Genomic DNA, 13,245 nt, shown 5'->3' on the forward strand with positions numbered 1-13,245 from the left:
GTATGCCCGATTCCCCCCACGCAGTTTGAAAGCAGCATCGATCAAGAATTTTCAAGAAGGTATACATGTCTCAAGCGGCACGAATTTGCCTGATATTCTTTCTCCAGCCCGTGGCTCTCGGAGCCTGGCTGCCACACATCCCCGGAGTTCAGACTACTCTTGGCTTGACGAATAGCGAACTGGCAATCGCGCTGGTCGGCGCACCACTCGGGACGCTGACGACCTTGCTGATTGCCGGACGGTTGGCGCATTGGATCGGGGCGCGTCGCATCACATTGATGTTCTATCCCGTCTTTCTGGTGGTGATGCTGCTGCCCTTCCTTTCGACTTCGCAATGGTTCCTCATGGGCGTCCTTGCTTGTGTCGGCAGCTCCATGTCCATTCTGGAACTGGGGCTGAACGTCTTGGCCGACGAATATGAAAAGCGGACCGGCGGCAAGATAATGAGCAAGGCTCATGGGTTTTGGAGTTTCGGACTTTTGACCGGAACATTGATCGGTTCAACGGTCGCCGGATTCGACCTTGAACCGCTTGTTGCCGGTTTGGCGATCGCAATCGTGGTGCAGGTCATAGTCCTGCCGGTAACGGTTGGCTTGCCGGTGGAACCGGATGTGGCTTCAAATGCTCAAGACACTCACGGTTTCCGTCTTCCTCACCCGCTGCTTATTGGGATTTGCGTCTTCACATTCGGTACAACGCTTGTCGAGGGAGCAATCGCGGATTGGGCAGCTGTTTTCCTGCGCGATACATTTGCCGCCAATCCGGGACTGGCCGGTCTTGGCATTTCCGTGTTTTCCCTGTGCCTGGCAACAACACGTTTGCTCGGTGACCGTCTGCGGCAGGTGGCAACACCCGGGCGCTTGGGGCAGGGGTTGGCAATCGTCGGGTTGTCCGGTATCGCGGTGATCTGGTTTGCGCCCGACACACTGATTGCCCTGTGCGGTCTGGGAATACTTGGTATCGGAGCCGCTTTGGCGTTTCCACTTGGAGTCACGGCTGCAGCTGCAGTGCCAGGAAGAAGCTCCGCTTCGAATGTTGCTGTCCTGTCGTTTATTGCGCTTCTGGGATTTCTGGTCGGTCCCCTGTCCATTGGCGCGCTGGCGGACACCTACGGGATTCGCACAGGCCTCATGATACTTGCTCCAATGATCGGCCTCAGTCTGGTCCTGGCACCTCTATTGACTGTCGCGCAGAGAAGACAGGGAGAAAAAGCCGAGAGCGAGGCCGAGGCAAACAGAAATGGTCGCGAAGCGGCGTGATCTGCTTTCCGGAGAAGAAATATCGAATTGGGGCTCTGGTCAGAGCCCCATCTTCATCCGGGCGACATAAAGTGACAGAACTGCCGCATTGGATACATTCAGTGAGCGAATCTCGCCAGGCATGTCGAGTCGGGCGAGCAGGCCGCAGGCTTCGCGGACACCCTGACGAACGCCTTTGCCTTCGGAACCGAGAACAAGAACTGTCTTGTCGGTAAATGCTGTGTCTTCGAGGCTCGCAGGACCATCGCTGTCCAGTGCAATGCAGCCGAATCCCTGGTCCTTCATCTCCGTAACAAAGCGGGCCATGTTCTTCACCCGCACATGCCTGATCATGTCGAGAGCACCGGACGCGGACTTGGCAAGGACCGGGCCTTCTTCAGGCGCGTGTCTTTCGGTCGTGACCACCGCGTCTGCATTCAGGGCAACGGCGGAGCGCAGGATGGCACCGACATTGTGCGGATCGGTCACCTGATCGAGTGCGAGAATCAACCGTGCACCTTTCAAGTGCTCCGCGCCGTATGCAGGTAGTGGATCTGCTTCGAGGATCATGCCCTGATGCACGGCATCCTTGGTCACCATACGATCGAGCGCCTTCGGCATCATGGTCTCAACGGGCACGTCGATTTTGACGCCGCGCTCTTCCAGGCGCCGTTGCGCATTTTCCGTTGCGAAAAGCTTCAGGCGCTTGCGGTCCCTGTTGGCGAAGGCCGCCTCTACCGTATGCAGGCCGTAGAGCAGCACCGGACCCTCTGGCGGCAGGCCCGGACGCCTGGGTGCCGGCTTGCCGGAGCGCTTGTTAAAAGGCTTTGCTCCGTGACCCGGACGGGAACGGGAGCGTTGGGATTTGCTGTTTTCCGTCATGGCGCAGCTCTAGCGGCAAATGCTTCAAAGGAAAAGAGGGAAGCCGTTGCTGCACGAGATCCTGTTTTCACGAGGGCTTGAGAATCATGCAATTCACTGTTCCGTGCGCAATCAGTTTTCCGTTGGCATCCTTCAATTCACCTTCAGCGGTAGCCAGACGAGAACCGCGATGAACGACACGTCCCTCGCAGGTGACTTCATTGCCATCGGCAAGGAGAGGGCGGACCATATTCACCGTCAGGGATGTGGTGGTGTAAAACTCGCCGGGTTTCAACGCGGTATGTACCGCGCAGCTAAGCGCTGTATCTATAAGAGTGGAGATCCAGCCGCCATGAACAGTTCCCTGCGGGTTGAGGAAATCGTTGGCCGGCAGCCCTGAGAATAGCGCCTTGCCCTCGGAAAATTCCTTCATTCGGATGTTGGAGTGGATCATCATGGGCGGTGCGGGAAGATCTCCCGCCATCATCTTTTCAAAGATGTCCAGCCCGGAAAGGTTCGTGACTGCGGACATGGGCAGCGGGCCGAGGGTGTGGATCTTCCCGTTTTCGGTAACGGTGCTTGAAACGCTCATCTAGATCGTCCTGTTTTTGTGGGGCGAAGCAAATCGCCTTTGTGAGAGGGGGAGGGCCGAGCGTTCGCCTCACGATCCTCCAGGATGTGAACCGCCTTGCGGAGCGCGGACATTTGCGCGCGCACCATGGCTGCTTCCTCATTGCCCAAAAGAGAACTGAGTTCTTCTTGCGCCTTTTGCCAGGTGCGGTGAATCTCGATCACTTTTTCCTGTCCGGCAGAGGTCAGCACCGGCAACCCCTTGCGGCTGCCTTTTTTCCGTCTTTCAATTAACCCTGATGTTTCCAGCGGCTTCAGATTACGAGCGAGTGTAGAACGTTCGATGCCGAGATATCTGGCAATCTCGGATGCGGATGAAGCCGAACCGTCAGCTATGACAGCCAGCAATTGCGCCTGAGTCAGCTCAAGGCCGACCGACGACAGGTGCCTGTTGTAGTGGCGTGTCAGGAGATTCGCTGTGCGCCGCGCTGCATGACCGAAACAGGTCCGGCCCATTTCGACAAAGTCGATGTCATTCAGGGAACTTGTCATTTGTTGTAGGTACAACAAATAAGGATTCCCGGCAAGTGATTTGCCTCTAAGCCGTTCTTGCACAGGGAAAAACAAAAATTCTTCAACCACCTGAAACTCGTTGGGCCTATTTGCTCAGACCGGAAAAGTTGTCCACAGGCAGGTCTGGCAAGAAGGTAATGGCGGAGAAAAACGTCGGGAAACCGTGACATTTGCAGATTGTGTTGGCACTCTTTGAGCATCTGCTGGCGGGGTAATCCCGAGCGCTCGAAGTACCTGTTTCGAGCGTCTCGATGATTTTGTTTGTTTCTTTTCAAAATCGTCGTTGACACGGAAGGTCCGCATCTGCATAAAACGCGCCACGGGATTGCTCGCCCCCTCCGGGCGGGCTCTTCGGTAAGCCATCCTGATCGCTTCGGCGTGAAGCAGGACGAGATGGAGGAGTGCCCGAGTGGCTAAAGGGGACGGACTGTAAATCCGTTGGCTATGCCTACGTTGGTTCGAATCCAACCTCCTCCACCATCGTTCCTGGTTCCTCGTTGTGCGGGTGTAGCTCAATGGTAGAGCAGCAGCCTTCCAAGCTGACGACGAGGGTTCGATTCCCTTCACCCGCTCCATCATGGTGCTGATCGGAGTGTCCGGAACGGAAGGCTCTTTCGCCCGGAAATCCTGAAAAAGTTCTACGGGAAGCAATTCGTCGCTTGCGGATCTGTCCAAGGCACCGGAATGCGTCCCGCTCGAGCCTGTATCGACCGAACCGAGTATTGGACAGAGAGCGACGCCGATGGCGAAGGAAAAATTTGAGCGCAACAAGCCGCACGTTAACATTGGCACGATTGGCCACGTTGACCACGGCAAGACGACGCTGACCGCTGCAATCACCATGACGCTGGCTGAAGCTGGCGGTGCTGAAGCAAAAGCATACGATGAGATCGACGGTGCGCCTGAAGAAAAGGCCCGCGGCATCACCATCTCCACGGCGCACGTTGAGTATGAGACGGAAAACCGTCACTACGCTCACGTTGACTGCCCGGGTCACGCTGACTACGTGAAGAACATGATCACCGGTGCTGCGCAGATGGACGGCGCGATCCTGGTTGTGTCTTCCGCAGACGGCCCGATGCCGCAGACCCGCGAGCACATCCTGCTTGCGCGTCAGGTTGGCGTTCCGGCCCTTGTTGTTTTCATGAACAAGGTTGACCAGGTCGACGACGAAGAGCTTCTCGAGCTTGTCGAGATGGAAATCCGCGAGCTTCTGTCTTCCTACGAGTTCCCGGGCGACGACATTCCGATCGTCAAGGGTTCTGCGCTTGCAGCTGTTGAAGACCGCGATGCGGCTATCGGCCGTGATGCGATCCGTGAGCTGATGGCTCAGGTTGACGAATACATCCCGACGCCTGAGCGTCCGAAGGATCAGCCGTTCCTGATGCCGATCGAAGACGTGTTCTCGATCTCCGGCCGCGGTACTGTTGTGACCGGTCGTGTTGAGCGCGGCGTGATCAACGTGGGTGAAGAAGTCGAGATCGTCGGCATCAAGGACACTCAGAAGACGACCGTTACGGGCGTTGAAATGTTCCGCAAGCTGCTGGACAGCGGTGAAGCCGGCGACAACATCGGCGCACTGATCCGCGGTATTGGCCGTGAAGACGTTGAGCGTGGTCAGGTTCTGTGTAAGCCGGGTTCGGTTACTCCGCACACGAAGTTCAAGGCTGAGGCATACATCCTCACCAAGGAAGAAGGTGGTCGTCACACCCCGTTCTTCACCAACTACCGCCCGCAGTTCTACTTCCGTACGACGGACGTGACCGGTGTGGTTTCTCTGCCGGAAGGCACGGAAATGGTGATGCCGGGCGACAACGTCTCCGTTGACGTTGAGCTGATCGTGCCGATCGCCATGGAAGAAGGCCTGCGCTTCGCTATCCGCGAAGGTGGCCGTACCGTCGGCGCCGGCGTCGTCGCATCCATCATCGAATAAGATGAATTCGAGTTGCCGGGACTTGTACCCGGCAACTCCTCCTCTTAAGTGTTGCGGTACGCGGCTTCAGAGGGTATCAGGAGCAAGATCGTTAGCGCGATCGTCTGAAGGGGTATAGCTCAGCTGGTAGAGCGACGGTCTCCAAAACCGTAGGTCGCGGGTTCGAACCCTGCTGCCCCTGCCAATTTGCTCTTGATTAATTTGCCTCGAGGGCTTAAAGAGTTTCCTCGAGTGAGGCGCGCGAAGGATTTTCGCGCGCCCACTCGTATTTAACAGACCGGAATCGGAATGGCGAAGACCAATCCCTTTAAATTCATCCAGGAAGTGCGCTCCGAAACGTCCAAGGTGACGTGGCCGACGCGCCGTGAGACAGCCGTGACCACCGCCATGGTGTTCGTGATGGTGCTGATCGCTTCGATTTTCTTTCTCGTGGCGGATCAGTTGATGAGCCTCGGGATTGGCTACATTCTTGGCGTTGGTGGCTGATTTTTGGGCCCGCCCGTCCGGTTTGAACAAAGAACAAGAAACGGAACTGAGAACCATGGCCAAGCGCTGGTACATTGTGCACGCCTATTCCAATTTTGAGAAGAAGGTCGCCGATTCCATACGCGAGAAGGCTGAGCAGAAAGGTCTGTCCGATCTTTTTGAGGAAATCCTCGTTCCGATGGAAAAGGTCGTTGAAGTGCGCCGTGGCCGCAAGGTGGATGCAGAGCGCAAATTCTTCCCTGGTTACGTGCTGGTGAAGATGGATATGACCAATGAAGCCTTTCACCTGATCAAGGATACGCCGAAGGTTACCGGTTTCCTGGGCGCGGATCAGAAGCCGATGCCGATTCCGGAAAAAGAAGCCCTTCGCATCATTAATCAGGTTCAGGAAGGTGTGGAACGGCCAAAGCCTTCCGTCAGCTTCGAGGTTGGAGAACAGGTGCGGGTGTCCGATGGGCCCTTTGCGTCCTTTTCCGGTCTTGTCGAGGAAGTTGATGACGAGCGGGCGCGTCTCAAGGTGGCGGTGTCCATCTTTGGTCGTGCAACGCCGGTTGAGCTGGAATTCGGTCAGGTCGACAAACTCTGACTGTTTGCCGTCCTGTGGGGCGGTGTGAGTGCCCGGTGTTCATCCTCTTGAAGGAAGATACCGGGGTGAAGCAGGTGGAAGGTTCTGATGTTCTTCGCCGGACATCGGCAAGGGCCAGACCACCAACTCCCAAGCAACCGAATTGCCGTTCGGTTGCGATTGATTGGAGAGAGTAATGGCGAAAAAGATTGAAGGTTTCCTGAAGCTTCAGGTGCCGGCAGGTTCCGCTACTCCGTCGCCGCCCATTGGTCCGGCGCTCGGTCAGCGTGGCCTGAACATCATGGAATTCTGTAAGGCGTTCAACGCACAGACCCAGGATGTTGAAAAGGGCGCTCCGTGCCCGACCGTAATCACGTATTACTCCGACAAGTCCTTCACATTCGAAGTGAAGACGGCTCCGGTCAGCTTCTTCCTGAAAAAAGCTGCCAAGCTGCAGAAGGGCTCCCAGACCCCGGGTCGTGGCACCGTCGGTTCCGTCACCAAGGATCAGGTGAAAGAAATCGCCGAAGCCAAGATGAAGGACCTGAACGCCAACGACATCGATGCTGCAATGCTGATGGTCGAAGGCTCCGCCCGTTCCATGGGCCTTGAGGTTAAGGGGTAAGATCATGGCTAAGGTTGGAAAGCGTATCAAAGCAGCACGTGAAGGTCTCGACCGCAACAAGCTGTATTCTCTGGACGAAGCCATCGGCCTCGTGAAAGAGCGTTCCAAGACCAAATTTGACGAAACTGTCGAAGTTGCGATCAATCTTGGTGTTGACCCGCGTCACGCAGACCAGATGGTCCGCGGTGTTTGTGTCCTGCCGAACGGTACGGGCAAAAACGTCAAGGTCGCTGTGTTCGCGCGTGGTGACAAGGCTGAAGAGGCAAAGGCTGCAGGCGCCGACATCGTTGGTGCTGAAGAGCTGGTTCAGGAAGTCCAGGGCGGCAAGATCGACTTCGATCGCTGCATTGCGACCCCGGACATGATGCCGCTGGTCGGCCGTCTCGGTAAGGTTCTCGGCCCGCGTGGCCTGATGCCGAATCCGAAAGTCGGCACCGTGACCCCGGACGTCAAGGCTGCGGTTAACGACGCCAAGGGTGGCGCCGTCCAGTTCCGCGTCGAAAAGGCCGGTATCGTTCACGCCGGTGTAGGCAAGGTATCCTTCTCTGAAGAAGCGATCTCCCAGAACGTCAAAGCTCTGGTTGATGCCGTTCAGAAGGCCAAGCCGTCCGGCGCAAAAGGCTCCTACCTGAAGCGCATTGCCGTGTCCTCCACCATGGGACCGGGCGTGAAGGTTGAGCTGTCCAGCGTAGCTGGCGAATAATCCGGAATTTCCGGATTGAAATGAGATTTCGGCCGAATGGCTGAATAGACCCGGCGGACTTCTGCCGGGTTGCCCTGTCCGAGACTGCAGGTGCCGGGTAACCGGCTTAAGCCGTAAAGGCCTGCATAGATGGGTGAGAACCGAATTTTCCGCCGGTCAGGCGGAAGTACAGGTTCGAACCAGACCTTGCCGCGCGTTTTCAAGCGTGAGGGTGAGGGGACAGGACCCTGAGCGTCGCCTTGAGGGCGGTTCCGGGTTCGGGACCATCTGCCTGGCGGCAAAGGTAAACCGGTGGCGGAAACGCCATCAAATGGAGAAGGCAAGTGGAAAGAGCGGAAAAGCACGAGTTCGTGACGGCTCTCAACGCCGAGCTGGCTGACACCGGCGTCGTTGTTGTCGCGCACTACGCAGGTCTTTCGGTTGCTCAGATGACTGCATTGCGGGCATCTGTGCGTGAAGCCGGCGGTTCTGTAAAAGTCGCAAAAAACCGCCTTGTGAAGCTCGCCCTTAAAGGCACCGACCTTGAGCACATCTCCGACCTGTTTCAGGGCCCTACCGTACTCGTCTACTCAGACGATCCGGTAGCAGCACCGAAAGCAGCTGTCGATTTCGCCAAAGCCAACGACAAGTTGGAAATTCTTGGCGGTGCTCTTGGAACGACCAATCTGAACCCGGAAGGCGTCAAGTCTCTGGCAACCATGCCGTCGCTCGATGAGCTGCGTGCGAAACTGGTTGGCATGATTCAGACCCCGGCTTCCCGGATTGCTCAGGTTGTCAACGCACCGGCCGGGCAGCTTGCCCGCGTCTTCGGCGCGTACGCCGACAAGGACGAGGCCGCATAAGGCGTCCAAACACACTGTCTATAGAAACCAAAATCTGGTTCGAACTTAAGGTACTAAAAAATGGCTGATCTTGAAAAGCTCGTAGAAGAACTGTCCGCACTGACTGTCATGGAAGCTGCTGAACTCAGCAAGCTTCTGGAAGAAAAGTGGGGCGTTTCCGCTGCTGCTCCGGTTGCAGTTGCTGCTGTTGCTGGTGCTGGCGGCGAAGCTGCTGCTGCTGAAGAGAAAACCGAATTTGACGTTGTTCTGGCTTCTGCCGGCGACAAGAAAATCAACGTCATCAAGGAAGTCCGCGCAATCACCGGTCTTGGCCTGAAAGAAGCTAAAGAGCTCGTAGAAGGTGCTCCGAAGGCGGTCAAGGAAGCTGTCAGCAAGGACGAAGCTGAAGAGCTGAAGAAGAAGCTGGAAGAAGCTGGTGCTTCTGTAGAGCTGAAGTAATAAAGGCTTTTGCCTTTCGAACGGTCCCGGAATGCCGGGGCCGTTTCTTGCCCCGGCGGGTCTGACCCGGTTCCGGGGCGTACGTCCCACTAGGGGGACGGTTTTCCGAAGCGCCCGGGCAGGACGGCCCGATTGGACAAGGGGCGTTTCGGGAAGCCGTTACCCGGCCGATACTAGGAGCGACAATGACCCAAACGTTCAACGGTCGCAAAAAGGTCCGTAAATACTTCGGATCGATCCGCGATGTCGCGGCTATGCCCAATCTCATCGAGGTTCAAAAAGCGTCTTACGACCAATTCCTGCAGGTCGATGAGATGCCGGGCGGTGGCCGCAAAAATGAAGGCCTCGAAGCGGTCTTCCAGTCCGTATTTCCAATTTCCGATTTTGCGGGCACTTCCCTTCTGGAATTTGTTTCCTTTGAATTTGAAGCTCCCAAATACGACGTCGACGAGTGCCGCCAACGCGACATGACCTTCGCAGCTCCGCTGAAGGTTACTCTGCGCCTAATCGTTTTTGACGTTGATGAAGACACCGGCGCGAAATCCGTCAAAGACATCAAGGAACAGGATGTCTACATGGGCGATATGCCGTTCATGACGGATAACGGCACGTTCATCGTCAACGGCACAGAGCGTGTGATCGTTTCCCAGATGCACCGTTCCCCAGGTGTGTTCTTCGATCATGACAAGGGCAAGACCCATTCTTCCGGCAAACTGCTTTTTGCCGCTCGTGTGATCCCTTACCGTGGTTCCTGGCTGGACATCGAGTTCGACGCCAAGGATATTGTGCATGCGCGTATCGACCGCCGCCGCAAGATCCCGGTTACTTCTCTTTTGATGGCTCTTGGCCTGGACGGCGAAGAGATCCTCAACACCTTCTACAAGCGCATCGACTATACGCGTCAGAAGGATGGTTCCTGGCGTATGCCGTTTGACGGTGCCCGTCTCAAGGGAACTAAGGCTTCTTACGACCTGATTGACGCCGACAGCGGCGAAGTTGTGGTCGAAGGCGGACGCAAGATCACCGCGCGGACCATCAAGCAGCTCGGCGAAAAGGGCGTGACCGCTCTGAAGGTCACAGACGAAGATCTGCATGGCCAGTACCTGGCTGAAGATATCGTCGACATGAAGACCGGCGAGATCTACGCGGAAGCTGGCGACGAGATCACTGGCAAACTGCTGGAAGAACTGGTTGAACGCGGTTACTACGACCTGCCGATGCTGGACATCGACCACGTCAACACTGGTCCGTACATCCGCAACACGCTGGCCGTCGACAAGAACGAGTCGCGCGAAGATGCGCTGTTCGACATCTACCGCGTGATGCGTCCGGGTGAGCCGCCCACCATCGACACTGCAGAAGCCATGTTCCAGTCGCTTTTCTTCGATGAAGAGCGGTACGATCTTTCCGCGGTTGGCCGCGTGAAGATGAACATGCGCCTCGATCTCGAGTGCGAGGACACCGTCCGGACGCTACGCAAGGACGACATCCTGGAAGTGATCCGGGTTCTTCTTGAGTTGCGTGACGGCAAGGGCGACATCGACGACATCGATAACCTCGGAAACCGCCGTGTGCGTTCCGTTGGCGAACTGATGGAAAATCAGTATCGCGTCGGTCTGCTGCGCATGGAACGTGCGATCAAGGAGCGTATGAGCTCCGTCGAGATCGACACCGTCATGCCGCAGGATCTGATCAACGCGAAACCGGCTGCTGCTGCTGTTCGTGAATTCTTCGGCTCTTCGCAGCTGTCGCAGTTCATGGACCAGACCAACCCGCTGTCGGAAGTCACGCACAAGCGTCGTCTGTCAGCTCTTGGCCCGGGTGGTCTGACCCGTGAGCGTGCGGGCTTCGAAGTCCGCGACGTTCACCCCACGCACTACGGCCGTATCTGTCCGATTGAAACGCCGGAAGGCCCGAACATCGGCCTGATCAACTCGCTGGCCACCTTTGCCCGCGTGAACAAGTACGGCTTCATCGAGAGCCCTTACCGGAAGGTCAAGGACGGTGTTGTCACCAACGATGTCGTCTATCTGTCCGCAATGGAAGAAGCCAAGCACTATGTGGCTCAGTCCAATGCCGAGTATGACGCTGACGGCCGGTTCACAACCGAACTGATTACCTGCCGCCACGCCGGTGAAAACATGATGGTTCCGTCCGACAAGGTCGACCTCATGGACGTTTCGCCGAAGCAGCTCGTGTCTGTTGCGGCCGCGCTCATTCCGTTTCTTGAGAACGATGACGCGAACCGCGCACTCATGGGCTCGAACATGCAGCGTCAGGCCGTGCCGCTGGTACGTGCTGAAGCGCCGTTTGTCGGTACCGGCATGGAGCCGATCGTCGCTCGCGACTCCGGCGCTGCCATCGGTGCACGCCGGGCGGGCGTTGTCGACCAGGTGGATGCGACCCGTATCGTTATCCGCGCGACGGAAGAACTCGACCCGGGCAAGTCCGGCGTTGACATCTACCGTCTGCAAAAGTTCCAGCGTTCCAACCAGAACACCTGTATCAACCAGCGTCCGCTGGTTCGCGTAGGTGACCGGGTCCACAAGGGCGATATCATCGCCGACGGTCCGTCCACCGATCTTGGTGATCTGGCTCTCGGCCGTAACGTGCTCGTCGCGTTCATGCCGTGGAACGGTTACAACTTCGAGGATTCCATCCTTCTGTCCGAGCGCATCGTTTCCGACGATGTCTTTACATCCATTCACCTGGAAGAGTTCGAGGTGATGGCCCGTGATACGAAGCTTGGCCCGGAAGAAATCACTCGCGATATTCCGAACGTTTCCGAGGAAGCGCTGAAGAATCTCGACGAGGCCGGCATCGTTTACATCGGTGCGGAGCTGAACCCCGGTGACATCCTCGTCGGCAAGATCACGCCGAAGGGCGAGAGCCCGATGACGCCGGAAGAAAAGCTTCTGCGCGCCATCTTCGGTGAAAAGGCTTCTGACGTTCGCGACACCTCTCTTCGTCTGCCGCCGGGAGTTTCCGGTACCGTTGTCGAAGTTCGCGTCTTCAACCGCCACGGCGTTGAAAAAGACGAGCGTGCGATGGCAATCGAGCGCGAGGAAATCGAACGCCTGGCAAAAGACCGCGACGATGAGCAGGCAATTCTCGACCGCAACGTCTACGGCCGCCTGGCCGAGATGCTGATGGACAAGGTCGCCGTGACCGGTCCGAAGGGCTTCCGCAAGGACACGCAGCTGACCGGGGACGTCCTGAACGACTTCCCGCGTTCTCAATGGTGGCAGTTTGTCACCGAGGACGAGAAGTTCATGTCCGAGATCGAAGCTCTGCGCGGTCAGTATGATGACAGCCGCAAGCGTCTCGAGCAGCGTTTCATCGACAAGGTCGAGAAGCTGCAGCGCGGCGACGAAATGCCCCCTGGCGTCATGAAGATGGTCAAGGTGTTCGTTGCGGTGAAGCGCAAGTTGCAGCCGGGAGACAAAATGGCCGGCCGCCACGGGAACAAGGGTGTGGTCTCCAAGATCAACCCGTGCGAAGACATGCCGTTCCTCGAAGACGGTACGCATGTCGATATCGTGCTGAACCCGCTCGGTGTGCCTTCGCGCATGAACGTTGGCCAGATCCTCGAAACCCACCTTGGCTGGGCATGTCGTGGCATGGGCAATCGGATCGGTGAAATGTACGAGGAGTACAAGAAATCCGGTCAGATCGAAGAGCTGCGCGGTAAGATCGTTGAGATCTACGGCGACAACATGAAGGGCGATAACGTCAAGGAATACGATGACGAAGGTATCGTACGCTTGGCGGATCAGTTGAAGAAGGGCGTTTCGATTGCGACGCCGGTCTTCGACGGTGCCCGTGAACCTGATGTCGTCGATGCTCTCAACATCGCCGGATATGACCCGAGTGGTCAGTCGGTGCTGTTCGATGGCCGTACGGGTGAAGAGTTCGACCGTAAGGTGACTGTCGGCTACATCTACATGTTGAAGCTGCACCACCTGGTCGACGACAAGATCCACGCCCGCTCGATCGGCCCGTACTCGCTCGTTACCCAGCAGCCGCTGGGTGGTAAGGCGCAGTTCGGTGGCCAGCGCTTCGGGGAAATGGAGGTCTGGGCGCTTGAAGCTTATGGTGCTGCCTACACGCTGCAGGAAATGCTTACCGTCAAGTCGGATGACGTTGCCGGACGTACGAAGGTCTACGAGGCCATCGTTCGCGGTGACGACACGTTCGAGGCGGGCATTCCGGAAAGCTTCAACGTGCTTGTGAAGGAAATGCGGTCCCTGGGTCTCAATGTTGAACTTCAACGTACTGATACCCCAGCGATTGCCGAGGAAGAAACAGCGGACGCCGCTGAGTAACCCCGGCAACGGACCCCAAATGACTTGGGATGCCGGACACGGGGAGGGGCACTGGTGCTCACTCCCCGGCCGCGCATCGAAGGAGA

The 13,245-nt window shown here is 57.1% G+C and carries 12 protein-coding genes and 3 tRNA genes; 12 read left to right on the forward strand and 3 right to left on the reverse strand.

Going from position 1 to position 13,245, the window contains the following annotated elements; all coding sequences use genetic code 11:
* Window positions 1-65 precede the first annotated feature (65 nt).
* Window positions 66-1,259, forward strand: a complete 1,194-nt coding sequence (locus tag ABLQ08_RS13085) for an MFS transporter (RefSeq protein WP_352942842.1) — start codon at window positions 66-68, stop codon at window positions 1,257-1,259.
* 39 nt (window positions 1,260-1,298) lie between these two features.
* Here the strand turns inward: ABLQ08_RS13085 and ABLQ08_RS13090 are convergent, their stop codons facing one another.
* The 3 genes from ABLQ08_RS13090 to ABLQ08_RS13100 form a co-directional block, all read right to left on the reverse strand.
* On the reverse strand, window positions 1,299-2,120 hold the full coding sequence (locus tag ABLQ08_RS13090) for a TrmH family RNA methyltransferase (protein ID WP_352942845.1): 822 nt from the start codon (window positions 2,118-2,120) through the stop codon (window positions 1,299-1,301).
* Window positions 2,121-2,187: 67 nt separating this feature from the next.
* Window positions 2,188-2,691, reverse strand: coding sequence for a PaaI family thioesterase (locus tag ABLQ08_RS13095; RefSeq protein WP_352942848.1), 504 nt, complete (start codon window positions 2,689-2,691; stop codon window positions 2,188-2,190).
* Window positions 2,688-3,311 (reverse strand): MarR family winged helix-turn-helix transcriptional regulator, encoded by a 624-nt coding sequence (locus ABLQ08_RS13100; protein WP_352942851.1) that lies wholly within the window; start codon window positions 3,309-3,311, stop codon window positions 2,688-2,690. Before ABLQ08_RS13100 ends, ABLQ08_RS13095 begins: the two co-directional genes overlap by 4 nt.
* A 326-nt stretch (window positions 3,312-3,637) precedes the next feature.
* Between ABLQ08_RS13100 and ABLQ08_RS13105 the strand changes: the two genes are divergently transcribed.
* From ABLQ08_RS13105 to rpoB, 11 genes are all read left to right on the forward strand, one after another.
* A tRNA-Tyr gene (locus tag ABLQ08_RS13105) sits at window positions 3,638-3,722 on the forward strand.
* Window positions 3,723-3,743: 21 nt separating this feature from the next.
* Window positions 3,744-3,817 (forward strand) — tRNA-Gly (locus ABLQ08_RS13110).
* A 167-nt stretch (window positions 3,818-3,984) separates the two neighbouring features.
* Window positions 3,985-5,175: an elongation factor Tu gene (gene tuf, locus ABLQ08_RS13115; RefSeq protein WP_352942854.1), complete on the forward strand. Its 1,191-nt coding sequence runs from the start codon at window positions 3,985-3,987 to the stop codon at window positions 5,173-5,175.
* A gap of 108 nt (window positions 5,176-5,283) precedes the next feature.
* Window positions 5,284-5,359 (forward strand) — tRNA-Trp (locus ABLQ08_RS13120).
* Between the two features lie 104 nt (window positions 5,360-5,463).
* Window positions 5,464-5,661: a preprotein translocase subunit SecE gene (gene secE, locus ABLQ08_RS13125; RefSeq protein WP_352942857.1), complete on the forward strand. Its 198-nt coding sequence runs from the start codon at window positions 5,464-5,466 to the stop codon at window positions 5,659-5,661.
* Between the two features lie 55 nt (window positions 5,662-5,716).
* Window positions 5,717-6,247, forward strand: a complete 531-nt coding sequence (nusG, locus tag ABLQ08_RS13130) for a transcription termination/antitermination protein NusG (protein WP_352942860.1) — start codon at window positions 5,717-5,719, stop codon at window positions 6,245-6,247.
* Between the two features lie 175 nt (window positions 6,248-6,422).
* A complete protein-coding gene (gene rplK, locus ABLQ08_RS13135; RefSeq protein ID WP_352942863.1) occupies window positions 6,423-6,851 on the forward strand; it encodes a 50S ribosomal protein L11 in 429 nt (142 codons plus the stop codon).
* Window positions 6,852-6,855: 4 nt separating this feature from the next.
* On the forward strand, window positions 6,856-7,554 hold the full coding sequence (rplA, locus tag ABLQ08_RS13140) for a 50S ribosomal protein L1 (protein WP_352942866.1): 699 nt from the start codon (window positions 6,856-6,858) through the stop codon (window positions 7,552-7,554).
* 323 nt (window positions 7,555-7,877) lie between these two features.
* Window positions 7,878-8,396, forward strand: a complete 519-nt coding sequence (rplJ, locus tag ABLQ08_RS13145; protein WP_352942869.1) for a 50S ribosomal protein L10 — start codon at window positions 7,878-7,880, stop codon at window positions 8,394-8,396.
* 60 nt (window positions 8,397-8,456) lie between these two features.
* The gene (gene rplL / locus ABLQ08_RS13150; RefSeq protein ID WP_352942871.1) at window positions 8,457-8,834 is read left to right on the forward strand and encodes a 50S ribosomal protein L7/L12; all 378 of its coding nucleotides are present in this window, start codon (window positions 8,457-8,459) and stop codon (window positions 8,832-8,834) included.
* Window positions 8,835-9,019: 185 nt separating this feature from the next.
* Window positions 9,020-13,159, forward strand: a complete 4,140-nt coding sequence (rpoB, locus tag ABLQ08_RS13155) for a DNA-directed RNA polymerase subunit beta (RefSeq protein WP_352942874.1) — start codon at window positions 9,020-9,022, stop codon at window positions 13,157-13,159.
* Window positions 13,160-13,245 lie beyond the last annotated feature (86 nt).

The organism is Roseibium sp. SCP14 (genome assembly GCF_040329475.1).
Classification (GTDB): domain Bacteria; phylum Pseudomonadota; class Alphaproteobacteria; order Rhizobiales; family Stappiaceae; genus Roseibium.